The sequence below is a fragment of the Streptomyces sp. NPDC054849 genome (genome assembly GCF_053610945.1).
In genome coordinates this window covers 28,393-53,768 of sequence record NZ_JBSGZI010000049.1, presented here as the reverse complement: position 1 = coordinate 53,768, position 25,376 = coordinate 28,393, and the positions used below count along the sequence as shown (strand labels likewise).

General features: G+C 73.1%; 23 protein-coding genes. 6 read left to right on the top strand and 17 right to left on the bottom strand.

What is annotated here, in order from left to right:
- Positions 1–205: 205 nt before the first annotated feature.
- Together argH and ACWGIF_RS21685 are read right to left on the bottom strand one after the other, a co-directional pair.
- The gene (gene argH / locus ACWGIF_RS21690) at positions 206–1,633 is read right to left on the bottom strand and encodes an argininosuccinate lyase (protein ID WP_453499717.1); all 1,428 of its coding nucleotides are present in this window, start codon (positions 1,631–1,633) and stop codon (positions 206–208) included.
- A gap of 128 nt (positions 1,634–1,761) precedes the next feature.
- The gene (locus ACWGIF_RS21685; RefSeq protein WP_453499715.1) at positions 1,762–2,955 is read right to left on the bottom strand and encodes an argininosuccinate synthase; all 1,194 of its coding nucleotides are present in this window, start codon (positions 2,953–2,955) and stop codon (positions 1,762–1,764) included.
- A 186-nt stretch (positions 2,956–3,141) separates the two neighbouring features.
- Between ACWGIF_RS21685 and ACWGIF_RS21680 the strand changes: the two genes are divergently transcribed.
- From ACWGIF_RS21680 to ACWGIF_RS21670, 3 genes are read left to right on the top strand one after another with little or no spacing between them, the layout of a single operon-like run.
- Positions 3,142–4,626: a hypothetical protein gene (locus ACWGIF_RS21680; protein ID WP_453499713.1), complete on the top strand. Its 1,485-nt coding sequence runs from the start codon at positions 3,142–3,144 to the stop codon at positions 4,624–4,626.
- 43 nt (positions 4,627–4,669) lie between these two features.
- The gene (locus tag ACWGIF_RS21675) at positions 4,670–5,251 is read left to right on the top strand and encodes a pyridoxamine 5'-phosphate oxidase family protein (protein ID WP_453499711.1); all 582 of its coding nucleotides are present in this window, start codon (positions 4,670–4,672) and stop codon (positions 5,249–5,251) included.
- A gap of 6 nt (positions 5,252–5,257) precedes the next feature.
- Positions 5,258–5,944, top strand: a complete 687-nt coding sequence (locus ACWGIF_RS21670) for a L,D-transpeptidase family protein (protein ID WP_453499725.1) — start codon at positions 5,258–5,260, stop codon at positions 5,942–5,944.
- On the opposite strand, the gene ACWGIF_RS21665 is transcribed toward ACWGIF_RS21670, so the two are convergent.
- The 9 genes from ACWGIF_RS21665 to ACWGIF_RS21625 all read right to left on the bottom strand — a co-directional run bounded on the left by ACWGIF_RS21665 (position 5,941) and on the right by ACWGIF_RS21625 (position 14,537).
- Complete coding sequence (locus tag ACWGIF_RS21665; protein ID WP_453499709.1) at positions 5,941–6,207, bottom strand: hypothetical protein; 267 nt, start codon at positions 6,205–6,207, stop codon at positions 5,941–5,943. The two genes, ACWGIF_RS21670 and ACWGIF_RS21665, sit on opposite strands and share 4 nt — an antisense overlap.
- Positions 6,208–6,512: 305 nt before the next feature.
- A complete protein-coding gene (locus tag ACWGIF_RS21660) occupies positions 6,513–7,049 on the bottom strand; it encodes an arginine repressor (protein WP_453499707.1) in 537 nt (178 codons plus the stop codon).
- Between the two features lie 7 nt (positions 7,050–7,056).
- Positions 7,057–8,262: an acetylornithine transaminase gene (locus ACWGIF_RS21655; RefSeq protein ID WP_453499705.1), complete on the bottom strand. Its 1,206-nt coding sequence runs from the start codon at positions 8,260–8,262 to the stop codon at positions 7,057–7,059.
- Entirely contained in the window at positions 8,259–9,203 is a 945-nt protein-coding gene (gene argB / locus ACWGIF_RS21650; RefSeq protein WP_453499703.1) for an acetylglutamate kinase, read from the bottom strand. Before argB ends, ACWGIF_RS21655 begins: the two co-directional genes overlap by 4 nt.
- Complete coding sequence (gene argJ, locus ACWGIF_RS21645) at positions 9,200–10,372, bottom strand: bifunctional glutamate N-acetyltransferase/amino-acid acetyltransferase ArgJ (protein ID WP_453499701.1); 1,173 nt, start codon at positions 10,370–10,372, stop codon at positions 9,200–9,202. The genes argB and argJ overlap by 4 nt, the downstream gene beginning before the upstream one ends.
- Positions 10,369–11,397: an N-acetyl-gamma-glutamyl-phosphate reductase gene (gene argC / locus ACWGIF_RS21640; protein WP_453499699.1), complete on the bottom strand. Its 1,029-nt coding sequence runs from the start codon at positions 11,395–11,397 to the stop codon at positions 10,369–10,371. The genes argJ and argC overlap by 4 nt, the downstream gene beginning before the upstream one ends.
- Positions 11,398–11,589: 192 nt before the next feature.
- On the bottom strand, positions 11,590–12,348 hold the full coding sequence (locus ACWGIF_RS21635) for an N-acetyltransferase (protein ID WP_453499697.1): 759 nt from the start codon (positions 12,346–12,348) through the stop codon (positions 11,590–11,592).
- Positions 12,349–12,388: 40 nt separating this feature from the next.
- Positions 12,389–12,964: a histidine phosphatase family protein gene (locus ACWGIF_RS21630; RefSeq protein WP_453499695.1), complete on the bottom strand. Its 576-nt coding sequence runs from the start codon at positions 12,962–12,964 to the stop codon at positions 12,389–12,391.
- A 31-nt stretch (positions 12,965–12,995) separates the two neighbouring features.
- A complete protein-coding gene (locus ACWGIF_RS21625) occupies positions 12,996–14,537 on the bottom strand; it encodes an aminotransferase-like domain-containing protein (RefSeq protein WP_453499693.1) in 1,542 nt (513 codons plus the stop codon).
- On the opposite strand from ACWGIF_RS21625, the gene ACWGIF_RS21620 reads away from it, so the two are divergent.
- Together ACWGIF_RS21620 and ACWGIF_RS21615 are read left to right on the top strand one after the other, a co-directional pair.
- The gene (locus tag ACWGIF_RS21620) at positions 14,536–15,456 is read left to right on the top strand and encodes a DMT family transporter (RefSeq protein WP_453499691.1); all 921 of its coding nucleotides are present in this window, start codon (positions 14,536–14,538) and stop codon (positions 15,454–15,456) included. The genes ACWGIF_RS21625 and ACWGIF_RS21620 overlap by 2 nt on opposite strands.
- Positions 15,457–15,512: 56 nt before the next feature.
- On the top strand, positions 15,513–15,710 hold the full coding sequence (locus ACWGIF_RS21615) for a DUF1918 domain-containing protein (RefSeq protein ID WP_319723247.1): 198 nt from the start codon (positions 15,513–15,515) through the stop codon (positions 15,708–15,710).
- Between the two features lies 1 nt (position 15,711).
- Here ACWGIF_RS21615 and ACWGIF_RS21610 read toward each other — a convergent pair whose 3' ends face one another.
- The gene (locus tag ACWGIF_RS21610; RefSeq protein ID WP_453499689.1) at positions 15,712–16,983 is read right to left on the bottom strand and encodes a glycoside hydrolase family 10 protein; all 1,272 of its coding nucleotides are present in this window, start codon (positions 16,981–16,983) and stop codon (positions 15,712–15,714) included.
- A 139-nt stretch (positions 16,984–17,122) separates the two neighbouring features.
- Between ACWGIF_RS21610 and ACWGIF_RS21605 the strand changes: the two genes are divergently transcribed.
- Positions 17,123–18,016, top strand: a complete 894-nt coding sequence (locus ACWGIF_RS21605; RefSeq protein WP_453499687.1) for a 3-hydroxybutyryl-CoA dehydrogenase — start codon at positions 17,123–17,125, stop codon at positions 18,014–18,016.
- A gap of 28 nt (positions 18,017–18,044) precedes the next feature.
- On the opposite strand, the gene ACWGIF_RS21600 is transcribed toward ACWGIF_RS21605, so the two are convergent.
- From ACWGIF_RS21600 to pheS, 5 genes are all read right to left on the bottom strand, one after another.
- On the bottom strand, positions 18,045–18,581 hold the full coding sequence (locus ACWGIF_RS21600; protein WP_453499685.1) for an NUDIX hydrolase: 537 nt from the start codon (positions 18,579–18,581) through the stop codon (positions 18,045–18,047).
- Between the two features lie 53 nt (positions 18,582–18,634).
- Positions 18,635–19,975, bottom strand: coding sequence for a transcriptional regulator (locus ACWGIF_RS21595; protein WP_453499683.1), 1,341 nt, complete (start codon positions 19,973–19,975; stop codon positions 18,635–18,637).
- Positions 19,976–20,312: 337 nt separating this feature from the next.
- Positions 20,313–21,449: a PP2C family protein-serine/threonine phosphatase gene (locus ACWGIF_RS21590; RefSeq protein ID WP_453499681.1), complete on the bottom strand. Its 1,137-nt coding sequence runs from the start codon at positions 21,447–21,449 to the stop codon at positions 20,313–20,315.
- A 187-nt stretch (positions 21,450–21,636) separates the two neighbouring features.
- On the bottom strand, positions 21,637–24,165 hold the full coding sequence (gene pheT / locus ACWGIF_RS21585; protein WP_453499679.1) for a phenylalanine--tRNA ligase subunit beta: 2,529 nt from the start codon (positions 24,163–24,165) through the stop codon (positions 21,637–21,639).
- Positions 24,165–25,292 (bottom strand): phenylalanine--tRNA ligase subunit alpha, encoded by a 1,128-nt coding sequence (pheS, locus tag ACWGIF_RS21580; protein WP_326592039.1) that lies wholly within the window; start codon positions 25,290–25,292, stop codon positions 24,165–24,167. The genes pheT and pheS overlap by 1 nt, the downstream gene beginning before the upstream one ends.
- Positions 25,293–25,376: the final 84 nt, after the last annotated feature.

Sequence of the window (25,376 nt, the reverse complement as noted above, 5' to 3'; positions counted from 1 at the left end):
CTATTATTGCCCTACACCAACTACCCCGCCGCCCCCCCCCGGGGGGCGTCGGGCCCTCCCCGCGGCGGGGTGGGGGGGCTGCCCCCCCCCCCCCCGCCGGCCCCCTCCGGGTATCCCGCTGCGTGCGGACGTACAGGCCCGGGCCTGGGGCCGGGCGGGCGTGCGGGCCGCAGGGCGGCGGGGATTCGGGGGCGCCGGGGCGCGGCTACTGCTTGTGCGCGGCCCAGGCGTGCTGGATGACCAGGTCGGCCTTCAGCTCGGTGAGCTGGACGGCGACGGCCGACGGGGCGGTGCCGCCGCGGCCGTCGCGGGAGGCGAGGGCGCCCTTGACGTTGAGGACGGTCCGGACCTCGGGGGTCAGGTGCTCCGAGATCTTCACGAACTGCTCGTCCGTCAGCTGGTCGAGCTCGATGCCCTCGCCCTCGCAGACCTTGACGCACTCGCCGGCCACCTCGTGCGCCACCCGGAACGGCACACCCTGCTTGACCAGCCACTCCGCGATGTCGGTGGCCAGGGAGAAGCCCGCCGGGGCCAGCTCCTCCATCCGCTCGCGGTTGACGGTGAGGGTGGCCATCATGCCGGTGAAGGCCGGCAGCAGGACTTCGAGGGTGTCGCAGGAGTCGAAGACCGGCTCCTTGTCCTCCTGGAGGTCCCGGTTGTACGCCAGCGGCAGCGCCTTGAGCGTGGCGAGCAGGCCCGTCAGGTTGCCGATGAGGCGGCCCGACTTGCCGCGCGCCAGCTCCGCGATGTCCGGGTTCTTCTTCTGCGGCATGATCGACGACCCGGTCGAGAAGGCGTCGTGCAGCGTCACGAAGGAGAACTCCTTCGTGTTCCAGATGATGATCTCCTCCGCGATCCGGGACAGGTTGATCCCGATCATCGCGGTGATGAAGGCGAACTCGGCGACGAAGTCGCGCGAGGCCGTGCCGTCGATCGAGTTGCCGACCGAGCCCCGCTCGAAGCCCAGGTCCGCGGCGACCGCCTCCGGGTCCAGACCCAGCGAGGAGCCGGCGAGTGCGCCCGACCCGTACGGCGAGACCGCGGTCCGGGTGTCCCACTGCCGCAGCCGCTCCGCGTCCCGGGACAGAGACTGCACGTGGGCCAGTACGTGGTGGGCGAAGAGCACCGGCTGCGCGTGCTGGAGGTGGGTCCGCCCCGGCATCGCCACGTCCGCGTGCGTCTCGGCGAGGCCGACCAGCGCGTCCTGGAGGTCCGCGATCAGCCCGCCGATGATCCGGCCGTGGTCGCGCAGGTACATCCGGAAGAGGGTGGCCACCTGGTCGTTGCGGGACCGGCCGGCCCGCAGCTTGCCGCCGAGGTCGGCGCCGAGCCGCTCCAGCAGACCGCGCTCCAGCGCGGTGTGCACGTCCTCGTCGGCGATGGTGCCGGTGAAGGAGCCGTCGGCCACGTCGGCTTCGAGCTGGTCGAGGCCGGCGATCATGCGGTCGAGCTCGTCGGCCGTGAGCAGGCCCGCCTTGTGGAGCACGCGTGCGTGGGCGCGGGAGCCCGCGATGTCGTACGGGGCGAGGCGCCAGTCGAAGTGGACCGACGCGGACAGCTTCGCGAGGGCTTCGGCGGGGCCGTCGGCGAACCGGCCGCCCCAGAGCCGGACGTCACCGTTGTTGCTGCTCACAGCTACTGCTCCTCAAGACTGCATGGCGTTGACTGCCTGACGGGCGTCGAGCGCCCGGCAGGCTTCGGGTGTGCAACCGCCTCCCCGCCGCGGAGGTCACGGGGAGATGGTCCGTACGGCGGTGCGGATCAGGCGAGGTCGCGGCGGGCCGCGATCTTCGAGGAGAGACCGAAGATCTCGATGAAGCCCTGGGCCTTGGACTGGTCGAAGGTGTCGCCCGAGTCGTAGGTCGCGAGGTGGTAGTCGTACAGCGACTCCTGCGACCTCCGGCCGGTGACGACGGCGCGGCCGCCGTGCAGGGTCATCCGGATGTCACCGGTGACGTGCTGGTTGGCCTCGTCGATGAATCCGTCCAGCGCCCGCTTGAGCGGGGAGAACCACAGGCCGTCGTAGACCAGCTCGCCCCAGCGCTGCTCGACCTGCCGCTTGTAGCGTGCCAGCTCGCGCTCGACGGTGACGTTCTCCAGCTCCTGGTGCGCTGTGATCAGCGCGATCGCGCCCGGTGCCTCGTACACCTCGCGGGACTTGATGCCCACGAGCCGGTCCTCGACGATGTCGATCCGGCCGACGCCCTGGGCTCCGGCGCGCTCGTTGAGCTGCTGGACGGCCTGGAGCACGGTGACGGGCGTCCCGTCGACGGCGACCGGGACGCCGGCCTTGAAGGAGATGACGACCTCGTCGGCCTCGCGTGGGAGGGCCGGGCTGGAGGTGTACTCGTAGACGTCCTCGATCGGCGCGTTCCAGATGTCCTCCAGGAAGCCCGTCTCGACGGCGCGTCCGAAGACGTTCTGGTCGATGGAGTACGGGGACTTCTTGGTGGTGGCGATCGGGAGGCCGGCCTTCTCGGCGAAGGCGATCGCCTTGTCGCGGGTCATCGCGTAGTCGCGGACCGGGGCGATGCACGTGAGGTCGGGGCCGAGCGCGGCGATGCCGGCTTCGAAGCGGACCTGGTCGTTGCCCTTGCCGGTGCAGCCGTGCGCGACGACCGAGGCGCCGTGCTTCCTGGCGGCGGCGACGAGGTGCTTGACGATCGCCGGCCGGGAGAGCGCCGAGACCAGCGGGTACCGGTCCATGTAGAGGGCGTTCGCCTTGATCGCCGGCAGGCAGTACTCGTCGGCGAACTCGTCCTTGGCGTCCGCGACTTCGGCCTCGACCGCGCCGCACGCGAGGGCCCGCTTGCGGATGACGTCCAGGTCCTCGCCACCCTGGCCGACGTCCACGGCCACGGCGATGACCTCGGCGCCCGTCTCCTCGGCGATCCAGCCGATGGCGACTGAGGTGTCCAGTCCGCCCGAATAGGCGAGTACGACGCGCTCGGTCACGGGCTTCTCCTTACAGTGCGTCCCACACAGTGCATCCAACGACAGGCATAACTATGCACTACTCCGTATGTTTCGTCAATCGACCCCTCGGCACGCCTGTGACCAGGCCGGATATTCCGAGCCCGACCCCCCGGCCGGCGCCTACGATCGGGCCCGGAACATCTTCGCGAGAGGGGTGCACGGCCGATGGACGGCGCGGGACGCAGCGGGGACGCCGCAAAGGGGCGCGCCCTGGCGCAGGAGCTGGTGGGCGGCCGCGCGGCCGCGGGGCCCCCGCCTGGGTCCGGACCGGTGGTCTGGCTCGCCTTCGACCAGCACGTCCGCCACGCGGTCGCTTACGGGCCGCCCCCGCTCGGGGCCCCTCTTGAGCTGCTGCTCTGCCACGCGCGGGGGTGGACGCGCGAGGCGGCGCTCGACGATCCGCACGCCCCGCCGGAACTGGTCGCGATCCGCACCACCGACACGGTGGCGCCCGTACGCGACCGGGCCCGCGCGGCCCTGGAGCGCGCCCTGTCCGCCCACCCGGAGGACACCCTGCTCGCCCTGACCCCGCTCGCGCTGCGGCTCGGCCGGCGTGAGCACGGCGGGTGGATCCTGGGCCGGTTCGAGGGCGCGCTGCGCGGGCGGGCCGCAGCGCTCGCCCCCTGGCGGCACCCGGGCCGGCCCCGTACGGTGCGGGCCGGCGCGGCCGACGTCCTCTCCGAGCTCCTGGCCGGCCCCGACTCGCAGGCCCGGCGGTTCGCCACCCGGCTGGCCCTCACCGGCCCGGATCCCGTCGACGCCCTGGAGTGCGCCCGGCGGGCCGCCGCCGAACTCGACCCGGCGACGGCCGGGCTCTGGGCGGACGCCGCACTGGCCGCACTGGCCGCACCGGAAGCCGACGGGCCGGGCGGCGGACGGGCCGCCGCCGTGACGGACGCCGTGACCGACGCCCTGACCGGCGGCCGGCTCCCGGCCGTCCGCGCCGCCGGGGTCACCGCCCTGCGCCGGGCCGGCCGGGCCGCCGAGGGCGCGCGCTACCTCGCCGACAGCTCCGGGCTCGTCCGCGCGTGCGCCCGGTGGCTGGTCGGCCAGGACGGCGGCGACCCTCGCGAGCAGTACCGCTGGCTGATCGCCGACCCCGCCGGGCCGTCCCCGTACGCGGTGACCGGACTCGCCGAATGCGGCAGCCGCGCGGACACGGCCCTGCTGCGGGAGCTGCTGGCGCACCCCGTCGGCCGGGTCCGGGCCGCCGCGCTGGCCGGGCTGCGCCGACGGGACGCCACGATCGAGGACTCCGTCCTGCTCGCCCTGCTGGACGACCCGGCGGCGTCCGTGGCCCGCGAGGCCGCCCTGAGCCTGCTGCCCGCGGCCGACCGGCTGGACTCCGCGCACCTCGCCGAGCGAGTGGCCCTGCGCGGGCCCTTGCACACCCGGCGGGCCGCCTTCCGCCTGCTGCGCGCACAGGGCGGGATCCACGCGCTGCGGGCCAGCGTCGCGCTGATCGACGACTGGGACCCCAAGACACGGGCGACGGCGCGGGCGACGGTGCGCGGCTGGCACTGGCTCCTGACGTGCTTCACCCGGCAGGCGGACAGGGCGGAACTGGCCAGGCTCCTCAAGCGCTCCGCGAAGCTGTTCGACGACCACGAACTGGCCCTGCGGCGGGCCCGTCTGGGTCTCACGACCTGAAAGTCGCCCACCCACCCCGCACCTCTGTGCCGATAATCGGATCATGGGAAAACTTCACGACCGCATAGACGGCCGACTGCGCACGTTCATCGAGGAGCAGCCGGTCTTCTTCACCGCGACCGCCCCGCTCGCGGGTGACGGTCACGTCAACCTGTCCCCCAAGGGCCGCGCCGGGACCCTCGTCGTCATCGACGAGGAGCGCCTCGCCTACCTGGACTTCGGAGGAAGCGGCGCCGAGACCATCGCCCACGTCCGCGAGAACGGCCGGATCACCCTCATGTGGTGCGCCTTCAGCGGGCCGCCCAACATCGTGCGCATCCACGGCGACGGCGAAGCGGTCTTCCGCGACGACCCGCGCTGGGCCGATCTGATCACCTTGTTCGGCGAGGCCGACGGACCCTCCGCGCGGGCGATCATCCTCGTCCACGCGCGCCGGATCGCCGACGTGTGCGGGTACGCCGTCCCGCTCATGGAGTACCAGGGCGAACGCACCCTCCACGCGGAGTACTTCGGCCGCAAGACGGACGAGGAGTTCGCCGCGTACTGCGAGAAGAAGGATTTCATCGGGACGAGCGTCGACGGCCTGCCTGCGCTGCCCCTGCCCCTTCCGCCCCGTACCGTCTGACATGTGCTGCGTACCGCTCTCGTCACCGGCTCACTGATCGTCACCGCTCTCTTCCCGCAGAGCGCTTCGCCTCTGCCCGCGCGTCTCGCCGACACCGGCGGCGGCAGTCAGCTGATCACCGCCGTCGCGCCCGCGCCCGGCTCCACGACCGGCCGGGTGACCTGGTGGGACCGTTGGGCGGGGGGCTGGCACGAGGCCGGCAGCGCGCCCGCCCGGTTCGGGGCGAACGGCCTCACCGACGGCGCGTCCCGGAAGCAGGGCACCAGCACCACGCCGACGGGTCTGTACGCACTCCCGTACGCCTTCGGTATCCGGCGGGCGCCGGCCGGGACGGAGTACGGCTACCGCCGGGTGACGGGCGACTCCTGGTGGTGCCAGGACAACGCGTCCGCCGACTACAACCGCTGGGTGGAGCCGCTGCCCCCGGACTGCGCGCCGGGCGAGGCCGAGCACCTGGTGAAGTACGAGAAGCAGTACGCGCACGCGCTGCTCATCGCCTTCAACTACGACCGTCCCGTGCGCGGACGGGGCGCCGGGATCTTCCTGCACGTCAACGGCAAGGGTGCGACGGCCGGTTGCGTGTCCGTACCCGAGCGGGCCATGCGGGCGATCCTGCGCTGGGCAGACCCGCGCCGCCGCCCGCACATCGCGATCGGCACGCAGGAGGGCCCGCTCGCCGTCACCCGGTACTAGGCCGTCTCAGGCGGGGTGGCCTCGGGCTCGTCCTCGCCGGTGGCCCGGTAGTCGTACGCGTCCTCCCCATGGACCTTGTCGTCCAGCCACGCGTCGTCGTCCTCGGCGTCCTCGTCGGCGCAGCGCCACCTGCTGCGGTCGCCGATGCTCCGCAGGACGTGGAACCGTTGCTGTTCGTCCAGCGCCTCGAAGGCCGGGTGCGGCTCGGCGCGGACCAGGTCGCCCAGCGGGTCGCCGCACTCCGTCCGCTCCCGGACTCGCACTGCGCCGCTGCACGTACTCCTCGTCGCACCAGTCGATCCAGCCGATCGACACGGGCTCGGGATCGTGCCGGCGCACGGCCTCCAGCAGGGCGGCGTGGTACGGCTCCGGTTCGACGGCGGCGACGAGCCGGAGGATCTCGCGCCGGATCCGGGCCCGGCGCCGCCACCGCAGGCCGATGGGCCCGTACACGGCCGCGGTCATGACGGACGCCCATAGGGCGAGGACGAGTCGAAGCACGCCCCGAGGCCATGTGGGCGGGCGCCGGTCCGGCACAGGGACTTCCGGCGCCCCGGGCCCTCCCCGCTCAGCCCTCCTTCTGCGCCAGGCGCAGGAGGTGGTCGGCGAGGGCCTGGCCGCCCGCCGGGTCCCGGCTGATCAGCATCAGGGTGTCGTCGCCCGCGATCGTGCCGAGGATCTCGCGGAGTTCGGCCTGGTCGATCGCCGAGGCGAGGAACTGCGCCGCACCCGGCGGGGTGCGCAGGACCACGAGGTTCGCCGAGGCCTCCGCCGAGATCAGCAGCTCACCGGAGAGGCGCCGCATGCGCTCCTCCTTCGCGGACTCGCCGAGCGGGGCCTGCGGGGTGCGGAAGCCGCCCTCGCTGGGAACCGCGTAGATCAGCTCGCCGCCGGTGTTGCGGATCTTCACCGCGCCCAGCTCGTCGAGGTCGCGCGAGAGCGTCGCCTGGGTGACGCTCAGCCCGTCGTCGGCGAGCAGCTTGGCCAGCTGGCTCTGGGAGCGGACCGGCTGCCGGTTGAGGATGTCCACGATCCGGCGGTGCCGCGCGGTGCGGGTCTGCGGGACGGCCTGTCCGCCTTGCTCGTTGTCCTGCGACTGGCTCATCGTCGTCTCATTCTCCGGATCCGTCCCCGTTGGCTGCGTCGAGGATGCCGGGCAGGGCCCGGAGGAACGCGTCCGCCTCGGCCTCGGTGAGTACGTACGGTGGCATCAGCCGTACGACGTCGGGGGCGGGCGCGTTGACCAGGAAGCCGGCGTCCTGAGCCGCCTGCTGCACCTGGGCGGCGAGCGGCTCGGTCAGCACGATACCCAGCAGTAGTCCGGCGCCCCGGACGTGGGAGACCAGGGCATGGCCCGAGGACTCGATCCCGGAGCGCAGCCGCTCCCCCCGCGCCTTGACCTGGTCGAGCAGGCCTTCGCCGGCGATGGTGTCGATGACGGCGAGACCGGCGGCGCAGGCGACCGGGTTCCCGCCGAAGGTGGTGCCGTGCTGGCCGGGCTGGAGCAGGTCGGCCGCGGCGCCGAAGACGGCGACCGCGCCGATCGGCAGACCGCCGCCCAGCCCCTTCGCGAGGGTGACGAGGTCGGGGTCGACGCCCTCGTGGGCCTGATGCTCGAACCACTGGCCGCACCGCCCGACGCCGGTCTGTACCTCGTCGAGGACGAGCAGGGTGCCGGTGGCCCGGGTGATCTCGCGGGCGGCCGTCAGATATCCGGCGGGGGGCACGACGACGCCGTTCTCTCCCTGGATCGGCTCGATGACGACGAGCGCGGTCTCCTCCGTGACGGCGGCCCGCAGGGCCTCGACGTCGCCGAACGGGACGTGCGTGACGTCACCCGGCAGGGGCAGGAAGGGGGCCTGCTTCTTCGGCTGTCCGGTGAGCGCGAGGGCCCCCATGGTCCGGCCGTGGAAGCCGCCGTCGGTGGCGACCATGTGGGTCCGCCCGGTCAGCCGGCCGATCTTGAAGGCGGCTTCGACGGCCTCGGCGCCGGAGTTGCAGAAGAAGACCTTGCCGGGGCGGCCGAAGAGCTGGAGCAGCCGCTCGCCGAGCGCGACGACCGGCTCGGAGGCGAAGAGGTTGGAGACGTGGCCCAGCGTGGAGATCTGGCCGGTCACCGCCTCGATGATCGCCGGGTGTGCGTGGCCGAGGGCGTTGACCGCGATGCCGCCGACGAAGTCGGTGTACTGCGTACCGTCGGCGTCCCACACCTGGGCGCCCTCGCCGCGTACGAGGGCGACGGCGGGGGTGCCGTAGTTGTTGGTCAGGGCACCCTGCCAGCGCGCCCCGTACTCCTGGTTGCCAGTGCCCTTCGTCATGCTGTTCCCCCTGGCTGGTGGTCGGGCACGACCATCGTGCCGATTCCGGAGTCGGTGAAGATCTCCAGCAGGATCGAGTGCTGGACCCGCCCGTCGAGTACGCGGGCGGTGCTGACGCCGCCGCGCACGGCGTGCAGGCAGCCCTCCATCTTGGGCACCATGCCGCTGGAGAGGTCGGGCAGCAGCTTCTCGAGCTCGCTGACCGTGAGCCGGCTGATGACCTCGTCGCTGTGGGGCCAATCGGCGTAGAGGCCCTCGACGTCGGTGAGGACCATCAGCGTCTCGGCGCCGAGCGAGGCGGCGAGCGCCGCGGCCGCCGTGTCGGCGTTGACGTTGTAGACGTGGTGGTCGTCGGCGCTGCGCGCGATGGAGGAGATCACCGGGATCCGGCCGTCCGCCAGCAGCGCCTCGATCGCGCCGGTGTCGATGGCGGTGATCTCGCCGACCCGCCCGATGTCGATGACCTCGCCGTCGATCTCCGGGCTGTGCTTGGTCGCGGTGATGGTGCGCGCGTCCTCGCCGGTCATGCCGACGGCGAGCGGGCCGTGCTGGTTGAGCAGCCCCACCAGCTCGCGCTGGACCTGGCCCGCGAGGACCATCCGTACGACGTCCATGGCCTCGGGGGTCGTGACGCGCAGGCCCGCCTTGAACTCGCTGACCAGGCCCTGCTTGTCGAGCTGGGCGTTGATCTGCGGGCCGCCGCCGTGCACGACGACCGGCTTCAGGCCGGCCTGGCGCAGGAAGACCACGTCCTGGGCGAAGGCGGCCTTGAGCTCCTCGTCGATCATGGCGTTGCCGCCGAACTTGATGACGACGATCTTGCCGTTGTGGCGCCGGAGCCAGGGCAGGGCCTCGATGAGGATCTCCGCCTTGGGCAGGGCGGTGTGCTTGCGGGCGGTGCCGCCGGAGGTGCCGGGCTGCCCGGCCTTCTCGTCGCTCATGAGGAGTACGCGCTGTTCTCGTGGACGTATTCGGCGGTCAGGTCGTTGGCCCAGATCACGGCCGACTCGGTGCCGTTGGACAGGTCGGCGGTGATGCGGACCTCGCGGTCCTTCATCGAGACCAGGTCACGGTCCTCGCCGACCGAGCCGTTCCGGCAGACCCAGACGCCGTTGATGGCGACGTTCAGCCGGTCCGGGTCGAAGGCGGCCTTGGTGGTGCCGATGGCGGAGAGCACCCGGCCCCAGTTCGGGTCCTCGCCGTGGATGGCGCACTTGAGCAGGTTGTTGCGGGCGATGGACCGGCCGACCTCGACCGCGTCGTCCTCGTCGGCCGCGCCGACGACCTCGATGCGGATGTCCTTGCTGGCGCCCTCGGCGTCGCCGATCAGCTGGCGGGCCAGGTCGTCACAGACCCTGTGCACGGCATCGGCGAACTCCTCGTAGACCGGCACCTGGCCGGAGGCCCCGGAGGCGAGCAGCAGCACCGTGTCGTTGGTGGACATGCAGCCGTCCGAGTCGACCCGGTCGAAGGTGGTGCGGGTGGCGGCGCGCAGCGCCTTGTCGAGGGTGGCGCTGTCCAGGTCGGCGTCGGTGGTGAGGACGACGAGCATGGTGGCCAGGCCCGGGGCGAGCATGCCCGCGCCCTTGGCCATGCCGCCGACGGTCCAGCCTGCCTGGGAGACGGTGGCCGTCTTGTGCACGGTGTCGGTGGTCTTGATGGCGATGGCGGCGTCCTCGCCGCCGTCCTCGGACAGGGCCGCGGCCGCCGTCTCGATGCCGGGGAGCAGCTTGTCCATGGGGAGCAGGACGCCGATCAGGCCGGTGGACGCGACCGCGATCTCCCCTGCGTTGAACGCCCCGCCCGGGCTCTGCCGGTTCAGGACGTCGGCCACCTTCTCGGCGGTGGCGTGGGTGTCCTGGAAGCCCTTGGGGCCGGTGCAGGCGTTGGCGCCGCCGGAGTTCAGGACGACCGCGCTGACGGCGGCTCCCCGCAGGACCTGTTCGGTCCAGTGCACGGGTGCGGCCTTGACGCGGTTGGAGGTGAAGACGCCCGCGGCGGCCAGACGCGGCCCGTGGTTGACCACGAGGGCCAGGTCCGGGTTGCCGTTGGCCTTGATCCCGGCAGCGATGCCGGCTGCCGTGAATCCCTGTGCTGCCGTGACGCTCACGGTGCGACTCCGATCGTCGAAAGACCCAGGCTCTCGGGGAGCCCCAGGGCGATGTTCATGCTCTGCACCGCGCCGCCGGCGGTGCCCTTGGTCAGGTTGTCGATGGCGCTGACGGCGATGATCCGCTGTGCGGACTCGTCGTAGGCGACCTGGACGTGGACGGCGTTGGAACCGTGGACGGACTTGGTGGACGGCATCTGGCCCTCGGGCAGCAGGTGCACGAAGGGCTCGTCGGCGTACGCCTTCTCGTAGGCGGCGCGAAGCGACTCGGCCGTGGTGCCGGGGAGCGCCTTGGCCGAGCACGTGGCGAGGATGCCGCGCGCCATGGGCACGAGGGTGGGGGTGAAGGAGACCGAGACCCGCCGGCCTGCGAGCGGGCTCAGGTTCTGCACCATCTCGGGCGTGTGCCGGTGGCCGCCGCCGACGCCGTAGGGGGTCACCGAGCCCATCACCTCGGCGCCGAGCAGGTGCGTCTTGAGGGCCTTGCCCGCGCCGGAGGTTCCGGTGGCGGCGACGATCACGGCCTCCGCCTCGGCGAGCTGTGCCTGGTACGCGGGGAAGAGCGCGAGGGAGACGGCGGTGGGGAAGCAGCCGGGGACCGCGATGCGCTTGGCCCCCTCCAGTGCGGCGCGGCCGCCCGGCAGTTCGGGGAGCCCGTAGGGCCAGGTCCCGGCGTGCGGGGCGCCGTAGAACCTGTCCCAGTCGGCGGAGTCCTTGAGCCGGTGGTCGGCGCCCATGTCGACGACGAGGACGTCCTCGCCGAGCTGGGCGGCGACGGCGGCGGACTGGCCGTGCGGGAGGGCGAGGAAGACGACGTCGTGGCCGGCGAGGACCTCGGGCGTGGTCACCTCCAGGGTCCGCCCGGCGAGCGGCACGAGGTGCGGCTGCAGGGAGCCGAGGAGCTGGCCGGCGTTGGAATTGCCGGTCAGCGCGCCGATCTCCACCTCGGGGTGCGAGAGCAGCAGACGCAGGACTTCCCCGCCCGCGTACCCGCTCGCTCCGGCCACCGCTACACGTACCACCATCGGACCCTCCTCATCGATGGCATGACTATACGTACTTCCGCACGTTTATGCAACGGTCTGGATCACTGCGGGCAGGATTCACCGGAGGATCCGGCGCGTGTGGCGCCCCCGGGAAGATGTCTAGCAGGAAAGACCCCGCTCCGACGGCGATTCCGCCGGTCACGTCGGCCGCGCGCGCCCAGGGCGGTCCTGTCACGTCCCGTCGGCGAGACGGTGGCGGACCCAGACGTTCGGCTCCACGTAGACCGCGTACCCCTGCCCGGGTTCGCACCGGACCGGGGTCAAAGCTCCGGGTACGTGCACGGGACCGGCGGTGTCGAAGGGCAGCCCGGTCCATTCGCGCCACTGGGCGAGCGAGCCCGTGATCGTCATCGACAGCGGGGCGACCGAGTCGACGACCCCGCCCGCGCGGACGTGCACGCGCAGCCACGGGTCGTACGGCAGGCCGTCCTCGCGGGTCCGGTACGCGTACTCCTGGACCGGGGTGTCCGGCTCGGCGGACTTCGCGCTGGGCCGGACCGGGGCCACCACCTCGGCGAAGCCGCGGGCGCGGGCGTTCTCCCGCATCGCGGCCAGCATCAGCCCGGACAGGCCCTCGCCCTGCCGGCCGGTGGCCACGGTGATCTCGATCGCGCTCACGGTGTCGGGGCACACCCCGCGGCGCAGGTCGGAGAAGGCCCACATGAGGATCCGGTCCCAGCCCTGCGCAGGCAGCACCCCGTCGCGGCCCGCCGCGTGCAGCGAGAAGGGCACGCTGAACCCCCGGGCCACCACCGTGTCGCCGTCGGTGGCGATCAGGACGTACTGCGGCAGCTCGGCGACCATCCGCGGATACAGCAGCCATGCCAGCGGGTCGTGCTGGGCGAACCGGGGCCACGAGTCCTTCATGTCCCAGAGCCGGTCGGCCAGTTCGGGCCGCTCGGCGAGGGTGGTGATGTGTATCCCGGTCATCCCCGCAGGCTACGAACGCTCCCGCGAGGCCTCAACCGGTTTACACCGGGGGCTGCAGGCAGAGGTGCCAGCGTCCGGACCAGCCCGTCAGCGTCATCGTGGACAGCGGCCGGACGTCCACGTTCCAGTAGGTGAGCGGAGGCGCCTTCAGCGCGTAGACCAGGGCCGCCCGCACCACCGAGGGCTCCGCCACCGCCACGATCGCGCCCCCGTCGTCGGCGGGCCGGGTGTCGAGCCAGCCGCCGATCCGGGAGATGAAGGCGAGCAGGGACTCGCCGCCGTGCGGGGCGGCGCGCGGGTCGCTCAGCCACAGGTCCACCGCGCCGGGCTCCCGTGCGGTCACCTCGGCCAGGGTCAGCCCGCGCCAGCGGCCCATGTCGCACTCGCGGAGCGCGGGCTGGGCGAGGGGGGCGTACCCGAGGGCCTCGCCCGTGGCCCGGCTGCGCGGGGTCGGCGAGCAGTAGCGCAGCTCGGCCGAACCCAGGGGGACCAGCCCTTGGGCGGCGCACTCCACCGACCGCCAGCCGGTTCCGTCCAGCGGGCGGTCGTCGTCGAAGCGCTCGGCGAGCAGCGAGGAACTGCGGGCTGCGGCGACGAGCGAAACCCGAACATGCATGCGGTGATGGTGGGCCGCGCGCGGCGAGCGGTCAAGCGTCCCGACCGGGGGCGCCGACCGGGCCGTCGGCCGCGCCGCGGGACGGACCGCCGGACGGATCACCGAACGGATCACCGAACGGACCTTCCGGCGGACCGCCCGGCAGGGCGTCCCCGAGGCCCGCGCGCAGTCGCTGGACCGCCTCCACCAGTTCCGCGGGGCCCGACACCCCGGCGAAGCTCAGCCGGACGTGCGGACCCGGGGGCTCCGCGCAGAAGTACGGACGGCCGGGCGCCACCGCCACCCCGGCGCGCAGGGCCGCCGCCGCGAAGGCGGTGTCGTCGCCGCCCTCGGCCATCCTGGCCCACAACTGGTATCCGCCGGAGGGCAGATGGGGCAGGGTCAGGCCCGGCAGCTCCCGCCGCAGGGCCCCCGCGAGCACGTCCCGCCGGTGGCGCAGCTCGGCGGCGACGGTGCGCAGGTGGCGCGGCCAGGCGGGCGCGCCGACGAGTTCGAGGGCGGCCTCCTGCAGCGGCCGGGGAACGAAGAAGCTGTCCACGACCTGGATGGCGCGCAGCCGGTCCACCACCGGGCCGCGGGCGGCGAGCGCGCCCACCCGCAGGCTCGGCGAGGTGGCCTTGGTCAGGGACCGGACGTGCACGACCACCCCGTCGTGGTCCTCGGCGGCCAGCGTCGCGGGCAGCGGACCGGAGTCGTCGTGGCCCAGGGCGCGGGCATAGTCGTCCTCCACCACGAAGGCGCCGGCGGCCCGCGCGATCCGCAGCACCTCCGCCCGCCGCGCGGGAGCCAGCACCGCACCGGTCGGGTTCTGGAACAGCGGCTGGCATACGAACACCCGCGCCCCCGTCGCCTCGAAGGCGGCGGCCAGCAGTTCCGGCCTGACCCCTTCGGCGTCCACCGGGACGGGCACCGGCCGGCATCCGGAGGCGCGGGCGATGGCCAGAAGTCCGGGATAGGTCGGGGATTCCACCAGGATCGGCGCCCCGGGCGGGGCCAGTGCCCGCAGGGCGGTGGTCAGGGCGCTCTGCCCGCCCGCGGTGACCAGCACGTCGGCGGCCGCGACGGCCCCGCCGATCTCGCGGGCGAACCAGTCGCGGAGCTCGGGCAGACCCTCCATGGGCGGCCGGTCCCAGGCCCCGGGGCGCCGCCCGGCCCGGGCGAGCGCGGCGGCCATGGCCCGCTCGGGCTGGATGGAGGCGTGCAGGTAGCCGCTGTTGAGCCCGATCACCCCGGGTGGCGGTGCGGCGAGACAGGCCATCACCCCGGAGGCGTCCACCGAGCGCGGCACGATCTCCCCGGGGGCCTCGGCGCTCAGGGCGACCTCCTGCCAGGAGGTGTCGCCGGGCGCGGGGGGCGCCGTACGCGGGGAGGCGCGGAAGACCCCGGCTCCGGGCCGGGTGACGACGAGGCCCTCCGCGGCGAGCTGCGCGAGGGCCCGCGAGACGGTGACGGGGCTGACCCGGTAGCGCTCGACCAGGGCCCTGCTCGACGGGAGCTTTCCACCTATCAAGTAGCGGTTGAGCTCGGACCGCAGGGAATCCGCCAGTTCCGCCACACTGCTACGCTCATACATGACAGCACAGAATAGCGCTACTCTCTCGAAGCCGATAGCGGTCAAGAGCCCGGTGGGCCGGGGCACCGTCCTCGCCTCGCTCGGCGTCCTCGCCTTCTCGCTGACCTTCCCCGCCACGGCTTGGGGACTGGAGAGCTTCGGCCCGTGGTCTCTCGTCGCCCTGCGCAGCGTCCTCGCCGCCGTCATCGCGGGCGCCTTTCTGCTGGCCCGGCGCGTCCCGCTGCCCGCCCGCGCGCACTGGGCGGGCCTCGGCGTCGTCGCCGCCGGGGTGGTCGTCGGCTTCCCCCTGTTCACCACCCTCGCTCTGACGACCTCCACTACCTCGCACGCCGCCGTCGTGGTCGGCCTGCTGCCGCTGACGACCGCCGCACTGTCCGCGCTGCGTACCGGAGTCCGGCCCTCGCGCGCCTTCTGGGCCGCAGCCGTCGCCGGGGCCGCCGTCGTGCTCGGATTCGTCGTCTTCAGCCGTACGCCCGCGCAGAGCGGCGGCCTCCTCTCGGCGGGGGACGCCTACCTGTTCGCCGCCCTGCTGGTGTGCGCCGCCGGCTACACCGAGGGCGGGCGCCTCGCCCGGACGCTGCCCGGCTGGCAGGTGATCGGCTGGGCGCTGGTCCTGTGCCTGCCGCTCAGCCTGGCCGGCTCCGCGCTCGGGCTCGCGTACGAGCCGGTGCACCTCACCGGCCACGGGCTGGCCGGCCTGCTCTGGGCGGCGGCCGGCTCCACCTTCCTCGGCCTGTACGTCTGGTACCGGGGCATGGCGGAGATCGGCGCACCGCGGGCCAGCCAGCTCCAGCTCGCCCAGCCGCTGCTGACCCTGGTGTGGTCGGTGGGCCTGCTGGGCGAGCACCTCTCCCCCGCCGCACCGGCCGCCGCCTGCGCCGTACTGGTCTGCATCGCGGTGACCCAACGGGTCAAATAGCCCCGGTACGACCTAAACTGCTAGCACCGGATCGGACCGCCACCGAGGAGGTCAGTATGCGCGCGACCGAGGGCGACCAGCTGGTGCAGCACGGCAGGATCGTTGGACAGCACGACAAGGTGGGCGAGATCACCCAGGTCCTGGGCGAAAACGGAACCCCCCCGTACCGGGTCCGGTTCCAGGACGGACACGAGGCTCTGATGGCGCCCGGACCCGACTGCACGGTCCGCCACCCGTCCGAGCCCGAGCACTGAGTCAGCGCGGGGGCACCGCCGAGCCGTAGTGGTCGGCGACCACCCGGGCCATGGCTCCGTTGGGGTCCGCGGCCACATGCTTCGCCGAGAAGTACACGTGGCCGCGGACCTCCGGATATCCGCGGGCGAAGCGCAGGTGCTTCGACAGCTCACCCGGGTCGCGCCAGGCCGCGGTGGGGCTGTCCGCGTCGCAGCGGTACAGCGCCTCCCCGACGTACAGGTCCACATCCGTCCCCGCGACGGTCCGCGCCCACCAGGGGACGAGATCGGTGTAGTCGGCGGTCGGGTGTCCGATGTGCCAGTACGCCTGCGGGACGACGTAGTCGATCCACCCCTCCTTGACCCACTTGCGGCTGTCCGCGTACAGGTCGTCGTACGTCCCAAGTCCCTGCGTCGGCGAGCCGAGCGGGTCCCGGTCGGCGTTGCGCCAGATCCCGAACGGGCTGATGCCGAACCGCGCCGCGGGCCGGACCGTCCGCAGCCGCGCCGACATCTCGCGGACCAGGGTGTCGATGTTGTCGCGGCGCCAGGCCGCGCGGGAGCCGAAGGAGCCCCCGTACCGCTCGTAGGCGTCGTCGTCGTCAAAGTACTCCCCGTCCACCGGGTACGGGTAGAAGTAGTCGTCCCAGTGCACCGCGTCCACCGGGTAGCGGGCGACGGCGTCGAGCATGGCGTCCTGGACGAAGAGCCGCACCTCGGGCACACCGGGGTTGTAGTAGAGCCTGCCGCCGTACTCGACCGTCCAGCCCGCGTTGCGGGCCGGATGCTCGGGCACCAGCCGGTCGACGTCGGTGTGGTTGGCCACGCGGTACGGGTTGAACCAGGCGTGCAGCTCCAGCCCGCGGGCATGCGCCTCGGTGACGGCCGTACCCAGCGGGTCCCAGCCGGGGTCGGACCCCTGCGTGCCGGTCAGCCACTGCGACCAGGGCTCCAGCTCCGAGGGCCAGAACGCGTCGGCGGCCGGCCGGACCTGGAGGACCACCGCGTTGAGCCGGCGCTCGACCGCCGTGTCGAGGAACGCCAGGAGTTCCGCGCGCTGCTGCGCGGCGGACAGCCCGCTCTCGGAGGGCCAGTCCACGTTCGCCACGGAGGCGATCCACATCCCCCGGAACGCGGCGGTGGCGGCCCGGCCGGGCACCGTCCCGGCGGCGGGGGTCCGGGTGGGGATCCCGGCGGACCCGCGGGACGCCGCGGCCGCGGCCGGGCCGGCCGCGGCGGAAGCGATCACCCCCACGGCTCCGGCCAGCAGGGCCCGTCGACCGATGTACGCCATGTGATGTCTCCGTTTCGCTGAGTGACATTGGATGGTGTCCGCCCAGCATGCCCGCCCCGGCCCGCCGCCCGGCGCAAGGTCGGGAGTAACGTCGGGGGGCGTGGCGGGCGCCGGAATCGTACGGGGGACCCGCCGACGGATGAGCTGCGAAAGGCACGAAGTGACTGACCTCCCTTCCGACATCACACGAGTCGGCGTAGTGGGCTGTGGCCAGATGGGCGCGGGTATCGCCGAGGTGTGCGCCCGTAGTGGCCTTGAGGTCAAGGTCGCCGAGACCACCGGCGAAGCCCTGGAGATCGGCCGTACCCGGCTGCACAACTCCCTGACCAAGGCCGCCGAACGCGGCAAGATCAGCGATGAGGAGCGGGACGCCACCCTGGCCCGGCTCACCTTCACCACCGACCTCGGCGAGTTCGCCGACCGCGACCTCGTCATCGAGGCGGTCGTCGAGAACGAGCAGGTCAAGACGGAGATCTTCCAGGTCCTCGACCAGGTGATCACCCGTCCGGACGCCATCCTGGCCTCCAACACCTCCTCGATCCCGCTGGTCAAGCTGGCCGTCGCGACCTCGCGGCCCGACCAGGTCATCGGCATCCACTTCTTCAACCCGGCCCCGGTGCAGAAGCTCGTCGAGCTGATCCCGGCGCTGACCACGGGTGAGGAGACGGTCAAGCGTGCGGAGGCCCTGGTGCGGGACGTGCTGGGCAAGCACGCGGTCCGCGCCCAGGACCGTTCCGGCTTCGTCGTCAACGCCCTCCTCGTCCCCTACCTGCTGTCCGCGATCCGGATGTTCGAGTCGGGCATCGCGAGCCGCGAGGACATCGACAACGGCATGGAGCTGGGCTGCGCCCACCCGATGGGTCCGCTGAAGCTGTCCGACCTGATCGGTCTGGACACCATCGCCTCGATCGCCGACTCGATGTACGCCGAGTACAAGGAGCCGCTGTACGCCGCTCCCCCGCTGCTCCAGCGGATGGTCGACGCGGGCCGCCTGGGCCGCAAGACGGGCGCGGGCTTCTACCCTTACGGCTGACCGTACGGGTGATCCGTACGGCTGATCACTACGGCCGGCCGAGCCGCAGGTGATGCAGCAGGAGCAGCCCGGCCGCCATGTTGGCGGCCGGGATCTCCCCACGGGCGATCATGTCCGGCACGAGTTCGAGCGGGACCCATTCCCGGCGGGAGGACTCGAAATCGTCCTCGGGATGGCCCGTGTACGTGGCGCCGTCCGCCCAGTAGAGGTGGTGGCGGGCGTCGGTCAGCCCGTTGGAGGGCTCGACGGTCATCAGGTGGTGGAGCGGGCCGGGCCGCCAGCCCGACTCCTCCTCCATCTCCCGGGCCGCCGCGGCCGCGATGTCCTCGCCGTCCTCGACGACCCCGGCGGGCAGTTCCCAGCCCCAGCTGTCGGTGATGAAGCGGTGCCGCCACAGCAGCAGCACCTCGTTGGCCTCGTTGACGGCCGTGGCGACGGCGACCGGACGCAGCCGGATCACGAAGTGGTCCAGGTGCCGGCCGTCGGGGAGTTCCACATCGGCGAGGTTCACGTCGAACCATCGGTTCTTGTACACAGTCTGCTCACTCAGGTTCGTCCACTGCACGGCTGTGCCACCTTCCGTTCGAGTAGGTGGCAAACATGGCAGCAGCTGACCGGTCACAGCGGAACGCGCAGCGCCCCGTCGATGAGCCGCGCAGTCTCCTCCGCGCCCGAACAACCGCTGGTCAGCAGCTGTTCGCGGACCGCCCGCAGCCGGTCGCGCAGCCGCAGCGACTCCATCCCCTTGGCCCGCTCGGCCATTTCGGCCGCAGCCGCCGCGGCCCGGTCCGCCTCTCCCTGGCGCAGCTGGATCTCGCACAGCATCGCCAGCCGGTGCACCCGGCCGCGGTCGTGCGCGGGGGTGCCGACGGCGGCGGTCGCCTGGACGTGCGCGGCCTCCAGATCGCCCAGACTGAGCAGCGCCTCGGCGACCTGCACGTTGACGAGCCCCGGCTGCACGTAGCCGGTCTCGTCCGGTTCGGTGCCCGGGCGGATCCGCTCGGCGGCCGCCTCGGCCTTGCGGATGCAGGCCAGCGCGGCGTGGGTGTCGCCGAGTTGGGCGTACGCCTTGGCCTGCATCGCGTAGAGGTCGGCGGCGAGCGCCGGGGTGGTGTGCCGGCCGGCGGCGCGCAGCGCGGCCTCGGCGAAGGCCACGGCCTGCCGGTACTCCCGCAGGTGCAGCGACTGATTGACGATCAGCGCGATCACGTAGGCCCCCAGGCCCCGGTCTCCGCTCGCCTTGGCCAGGCGCAGGGCCTGGTGGAAGTAGCGCTGGGCGAGCCCGTGGGCGTCCGAGTCGTACGCGCAGATCCCCGCCACCGCCACGAGGGAGCCGGTGGCCCGGTGCAGCCGGCGGCCGAGGCCGTCGGGATAGCTTCCGCGCAGCATGGGCGCGGTCTCGCTGCCCAGGAAGCGGACGATCCGGTCCCGGGTGGCGACGCCGCCGGCCCGGCGGTACATCAGCTCGTAGTGGGCGCGGGCGGCCTTGAGGATCTCGATGTGCTCGGGACCGATCCGGTTCGGGCCCTCGCGCGAGACGTCGGCGTCCTCCGGCGGGTTCTCCCATTCCCACACCGGGATGACGGCCGGCGTCCCGGTGACCGCCTCGGCGGTGAGCAGTTGGGGCCGGACCTGGCCGTCGGAACGCCACAGCGCGGCGGCCCGGTCCACGAACCCGCTGAGCGGGGAGGCGTGCAGGGAGACCGGGTGGTCCGGCACGCCGAGCCCGATGTCGTCCAGGCCGACGGGCCGGCGCAGCCGTCCGCCGAGCACCTCGCAGATCAGGTCGGGAACCTGCCCCCGGGGCCGCTGGCCCTTCAACCACCGGGCCACCGCGGTGTGTTCGTAGCGCAGGGCGAGTCCGCGGGTGCGGCCCGCCTGGTTCACGTAGGCGGCGAGTCCGGCATGGGACATGCCCGCCTCGGCGAGGAGGGCGTCGAGCAGGACATTGGGCTGCATGGGCCGCTCCCGGGGCTCGTCGTTCTCAGGCTAGTGGGTGCGCGGTTCACACGGGGTGTGAACCGTGTACGCGCATAAATGCGATGCGCACTCTGCCGCTCGGGCCCCGGCGGGCGCTTCACTTAAGGGCCTCGCCAAGAGGCAGCCCGGGTCGTCGGCTCCCCCTCGTACAGTGCGACGACCCGTCACCGCGCCGCCCGTTCTGCTGTCTGCCCGACACTCCACGGCAGGCGGGCGGCGCGCTCCGGCCCCGCCGGCGCCCGGTTGGTCGCCGGGCCCCGGCAGGGGGCCGGGCAGAGCGCGCGCCGGACCCATCCACCGGGTCCGGCGCGAGTGGTCAGAGCCGGTCGTTGCGGAGGACCAGCAGGGCGACGTCGTCGGAGAGCCGCCCGCCGGTGTGCCGGAGCAGAGCGGCGTGCACGCCCGCGACCAGCCGCGCGGGCGTGGCCGCCGGCCCGGCCGCGAGGACGCCGGGCAGGTCGAAGAACCGCCCGGCCCGGTCGCGGGCGTCCTCGGCCCCGTCGGTGTGCAGGAACAGCGTCTCCCCGGGCCGCAGTTCCCCGCACGGCTGTGGCAGCAGGTCCAGCGGCACGGGCACCACCCCGAGCGGCGGCAGGGTCTCGCCACCGGCCGGCGGCCGTACCTGCACGGGCCGCTGCGCGGGACTTCCCCCAACCCGCCCCTTCCCGGAACCGGGCGCTGCCAGGACCCGGTCCTCCCACTCCGGGCGGGCTGGAAGAACCAGCCCCGCCGACGACTGAGGCGCGGGATCCGGGGCGGAGCCCCGGCTGCGCGGAGCGCAGTGCTCCAGGACCGCCGGGCGCAGTAGATAGGGCCACGGGTGGCCGCAGTTGAGGGCCAGCAGAGCACCGTCCCCGGCGATCTGGAGCAGCAGCACCGTCACGAACTCCTCCGCCGCGGGCGACTCCGGCTCGGCCGTGCAGGCCGACGGGTGCTCCGCACGGGCGCGGTCGCGTACGTGGCGGCCCAGCGCCCGTTCCATCCGCCGCAGGACACCGCCCAGCGACACCTCGTCGTACGCCGCCTCGCGGAAGGCTCCGAGGACCGCCGCGGCCGCCCCCAGCGCCGGCAGCCCGTGCCCCCGTACGTCCCCGATCACCACCCGCACGCCGTGCACCGTCGGCACGGCCTCGTACAGGTCCCCGCCCACCGCGGCGCCCCGGCTCGCCGAGAGCTGCGCCGCAGCCAGTGTCAGACCGTCGATCCGCCCCGGCAGCGGTCGCAGCAGCGCCCGTTGCGCGGCGCCCGCGATCTCCTGCGAGCGGCGCAGCTCACCCAGCAGCCCGCGCCGGATGTGCAGGGCGCACCCGGTGGCCAGCAACAGGAAGGCCGCGCACGTGGCCAGGCTCGGCACCAGCCGCCCCGGGGTGGCGAGCTCCCAGGACACGGCGGCGCCGCCCCAGGCCACAACGCACACCCGGCGCACCTGGGGCATCTCCCCGCGCGTGATCATCCGTAGGACTCCCCTCCGGCCGGATCGATTGTGTCGACCGACCGGTGCCCGGGACACGGCCCACCGGCGTTCTCACCCGAATGAGTGAGCAGCGGATCCCCCCACGCCCGCCATGGCGGAGGGGGCGCATCCGGTGATCCGGATACGCCCCCTCCGCAGGCCTCGAACGGGTCCGAGGACCCGGCGGCTACGCGCCCCGGAGCACCGCCCCGGTCCGCTCGCCCGCCAGCGCCACCGCCGCGTCGCGCGCGGCCGTCGACTCCTCGGCGGTCAGCGTCCGGTCGGCCGCGCGGAAGCGCAGCGCGTACGCCAGGGACTTCTTGCCCTCGCCGACCTGCTCACCGGTGAACACGTCGAACAGCCGCAGCGACTCCAGGAGTTCGCCCGCGCCCTTGCGCAGGGCGGCCTCCACCGAGGACGCCGGAACCGACGCGTCCACGATCAGCGCCACGTCCTGGGTCGCCACCGGGAAGGTGGAGATCCGGGGCGCCTGGAGGGCCTCGCCACCGGCCGCCGCGAGGCGGTCCAGGTCGATCTCCATCGCGCTGGTGCGGGCCGGCAGGCCCATCGCCTTGACCACGCGCGGGTGCAGCTCACCGGCGTGGCCGATGACCTGCTCGACACCGTCGACGGTGACGACCAGTTCGGCGCAGCGGCCCGGGTGCCAGGGGCCGTACTGGCCCTGGCGGACGACGAGCTCGGTACCGGCCTCGACGGCGAGCGAGCGGGCGGCCTGGACCGCGTCCGCCCAGTCGGCCGGGCGGCCCCCGCCCCACCAGCCGGCCTGCTCGCGGGCACCGGCCAGCACGACCGCGGCGTACCGCGGCTGCGCGGGCAGGGCCGCGTCCAGGGTCGCGATCTCCTCGTCCGTGGGACGCCGGTCGACGGGCAGCCGTACGGCGACACCCGGCTGTGCGGCGGCCCGGAAGACCGAACCCGTCTCGAAGAGCGCGAGGTCGTGGCTGCCCCGGCTGTCGTTGCGGCGCAGCGCGCCGAGCAGACCCGGCAGCAGCGTGGTGCGCAGCGCCGGCTCCTCGTCGGAGAGCGGGTTGACCAGCGTGACGACCTGGCGGGTCGCGTCGTGCGCCGGCAGCTGGAGCTGGTCGAAGACGCCCACGCCGATGAACGGGTAGTTGAGCGCCTCCACGTAGCCCGCGCCGGCCAGTGCGCGGCCGACCCGGCGGTGCAGCTGCTGCCGGGCGGTGAGACCGCGGCCGGAGGGCGCCTGCGGAAGGGTCGACGGGAGGTTCCCGTAGCCCTCCAGCCGGATGACCTCTTCGGCGAGGTCGTTGGGCGCGGCGAGGTCGGGCCGCCACGAGGGGAGGGTGACGACGAGCTCGTCCTGGCCGTAGACGTCGCAGCCGATCTCCTGGAGGCGGCGGACGACGGTCTCGCGGCCGTACTCCATGCCCGCGACGCGGTCCGGGTGGTCCGCGGCCATGGCCATGGTGCGCGGCGCGCCCGGGGCGACGACCTCGGTGACCCCGGCCTCGGCGGTGCCGCCGGCGAGGAGCACGAGCAGGTCGACGGTCCGCTGCGCGGCCGCGGCGGCGGCCTGCGGGTCGACGCCCCGCTCGAAGCGCTTGGAGGCCTCGGAGGAGAGCTTCATGCGGCGGGCGGTGCGCGAGATCGACACGGAGTCGAAGTGCGCGGCCTCGATGACGACGTCCGTGGTCCCCGTGACCTGGCCCGTCTCGGGGTCGGTGACGGAGTCGGCGATCTCGGTGTTGGCGCCGCCCATGACACCGGCGAGCCCGATCGGCCCGCTGTTGTCGGTGATCACCAGGTCCTCGGCGTCGAGCGTGCGCTTGACCCCGTCGAGGGTGGTGAACTTCTCGCCCTGCTCGGCGCGGCGGACGCCGATGGTGCCTTCGATCCGCGAGCGGTCGTAGGCGTGCAGCGGCTGGCCGAGCTCCAGCATCACGTAGTTGGTGATGTCGACGGCGAGCGAGATCGGGCGCATGCCCGCCTTCTGCAGGCGGCGGGTCAGCCAGATCGGGGAACGTGCGTCGGGGTCGAGACCGGTCACCGTGCGGGCGGTGAAGCGGTCGCAGCCGGCCTGGTCGTCGATCTTGACCGGGTAGCCGTACGAGTTCGGCCCGGGGACGTCGAGCAGCGCCGGGTCGCGCAGCGGCAGACCGTAGGCGGTGGCCACCTCGCGGGCGATGCCGCGCAGGGACATGCAGTAGCCGCGGTCCGGGGTGACGTCGATGTGCAGCACCTCGTCGACGAGCTCGAGGAGCTCGATCGCGTCGGTGCCGACCTCGTGCTCGTGCGGCAGCACGATGATGCCGTGCGTGCCGTCGTCGCCCATGCCCAGCTCCTCGCCGGAGCAGATCATGCCGTGGGAGGTCTTGCCGTACGTCTTGCGCGCGGCGATCGCGAAGTCGCCGGGCAGGACCGCGCCGGGCAGGACCACGACGACCTTGTCGCCGACGGCGAAGTTCCGGGCGCCGCAGACGATCTCCTGCGGCTCGCCGGTGCCGTTGGCCCGGCCGACGTCGACCGTGCAGAACCGGATCGGCTTGCGGAAGCCCTCGAGCTCCTCGATGGTCAGCACCCGGCCGACGACGAGCGGGCCCTTGAGCCCGCCGCCGAGCTGCTCGACGGTCTCGACCTCGAGGCCGGCGTCGACCAGCTTGGCGGCCACGTCGCGGCCGGTCGCACCCGCGGGGAGGTCGACGTACTCCCGCAGCCAGGAAAGCGGGACGCGCATCAGATCTCACTCCCGAACGGCCGGGTGAAACGGACGTCACCCTCGACCATGTCTCGCATGTCTTCAACGTTGTGACGGAACATCAGCATCCGCTCGATGCCGAAGCCGAAGGCGAACCCGCTGTACTTCTCGGGGTCCACACCGCAGGCGACGAGCACCTTGGGGTTGACCATGCCGCAGCCGCCGAGCTCGATCCAGCCCTCGCTGGAGCAGGTACGGCACGGGCGGTCGGGGTTGCCCACCGACTCGCCGCGGCACACGTAGCACTGCATGTCCATCTCGGCGGACGGCTCGGTGAACGGGAAGAAGTGCGGGCGCAGCCGGGTGGTGGTCTCCTCCCCGAAGAGCTCCTTGACCATGTGGTCGATGGTGCCCCGCAGGTCCGCCATGGTCAGACCCTCGTCCACGGCCAGCAGCTCGACCTGGTGGAAGACCGGGGTGTGCGTCGCGTCGAGCTCGTCGGTGCGGTACACCCGGCCCGGGCAGACGATGTAGACGGGGGGCTTGCGCTCCAGCAGCGAGCGCGCCTGCACCGGGGAGGTGTGGGTGCGCAGCACGACGCCCGACTCGTCGCCCTCGGTGCCCTCGGGCCCCCGGACGAAGAAAGTGTCCTGCATCTGGCGCGCCGGGTGGTCGGGCGTGAAGTTGAGGGCGTCGAAGTTGAACCACTCCGCCTCGACCTCGGGCCCTTCGGCGACCTCGTACCCCATGGCCGTGAAGATGTCCGCGATGCGGTCCATCAGCGTGGTCAGGGGGTGCCGGGCGCCGGCGGGGACGCGGTCGTAGGGCAGCGTGACGTCCACCGCCTCCTCGACGAGCACCCGCTCGTCGCGCTCCGCCTCGAGCTCGACCGTGCGGGCCCCGAAGGCCTTGTTCACGGCGCCGCGGGCCTGGCCCACGCGCTTGCCCGCCTCGGCCTTGGCCTGCGGGGGCAGCGCGCCGATCTCGCGGTTGGCGAGCGCCAGGGGCGAGCGGTCGCCCATGTGCGCGGTCTTCGCCTCACGCAGCGCGTCGAGGTCGCCGGCGGACGCGAAGGCGGCGAGCGCCTCGTCCCGCATGCGCTCGATCTCTTCCGGTTTCAGTGCCTCGACCTCGACAGGGTCGTACGACTTGTTCGGTGCCGACATCTCTTCCCGTACTTCCGATGGCTGGCTGGTGGGTCCCCGTACGGCACGATCAGACCGATCGACACAGAGACACAAAGGTGCCAA

Coding starts and splice junctions, on each gene's coding strand:
- ACWGIF_RS21680 (WP_453499713.1), top strand. CDS start 3,142: ATGGACGGCGCGGGACGCAGCGGGGACGCCGCAAAGGGGCGCGCCCTG.
- ACWGIF_RS21675 (WP_453499711.1), top strand. CDS start 4,670: ATGGGAAAACTTCACGACCGCATAGACGGCCGACTGCGCACGTTCATC.
- ACWGIF_RS21660 (WP_453499707.1), bottom strand. CDS start 7,049: ATGAGCCAGTCGCAGGACAACGAGCAAGGCGGACAGGCCGTCCCGCAG.
- ACWGIF_RS21655 (WP_453499705.1), bottom strand. CDS start 8,262: ATGACGAAGGGCACTGGCAACCAGGAGTACGGGGCGCGCTGGCAGGGT.
- argB (WP_453499703.1), bottom strand. CDS start 9,203: ATGAGCGACGAGAAGGCCGGGCAGCCCGGCACCTCCGGCGGCACCGCC.
- argC (WP_453499699.1), bottom strand. CDS start 11,397: ATGGTGGTACGTGTAGCGGTGGCCGGAGCGAGCGGGTACGCGGGCGGG.
- ACWGIF_RS21635 (WP_453499697.1), bottom strand. CDS start 12,348: ATGACCGGGATACACATCACCACCCTCGCCGAGCGGCCCGAACTGGCC.
- ACWGIF_RS21630 (WP_453499695.1), bottom strand. CDS start 12,964: ATGCATGTTCGGGTTTCGCTCGTCGCCGCAGCCCGCAGTTCCTCGCTG.
- ACWGIF_RS21620 (WP_453499691.1), top strand. CDS start 14,536: ATGACAGCACAGAATAGCGCTACTCTCTCGAAGCCGATAGCGGTCAAG.
- ACWGIF_RS21625 (WP_453499693.1), bottom strand. CDS start 14,537: ATGTATGAGCGTAGCAGTGTGGCGGAACTGGCGGATTCCCTGCGGTCC.
- ACWGIF_RS21615 (WP_319723247.1), top strand. CDS start 15,513: ATGCGCGCGACCGAGGGCGACCAGCTGGTGCAGCACGGCAGGATCGTT.
- ACWGIF_RS21610 (WP_453499689.1), bottom strand. CDS start 16,983: ATGGCGTACATCGGTCGACGGGCCCTGCTGGCCGGAGCCGTGGGGGTG.
- ACWGIF_RS21605 (WP_453499687.1), top strand. CDS start 17,123: ATGAGCTGCGAAAGGCACGAAGTGACTGACCTCCCTTCCGACATCACA.
- ACWGIF_RS21595 (WP_453499683.1), bottom strand. CDS start 19,975: ATGCAGCCCAATGTCCTGCTCGACGCCCTCCTCGCCGAGGCGGGCATG.
- ACWGIF_RS21590 (WP_453499681.1), bottom strand. CDS start 21,449: ATGATCACGCGCGGGGAGATGCCCCAGGTGCGCCGGGTGTGCGTTGTG.
- pheT (WP_453499679.1), bottom strand. CDS start 24,165: ATGCGCGTCCCGCTTTCCTGGCTGCGGGAGTACGTCGACCTCCCCGCG.
- pheS (WP_326592039.1), bottom strand. CDS start 25,292: ATGTCGGCACCGAACAAGTCGTACGACCCTGTCGAGGTCGAGGCACTG.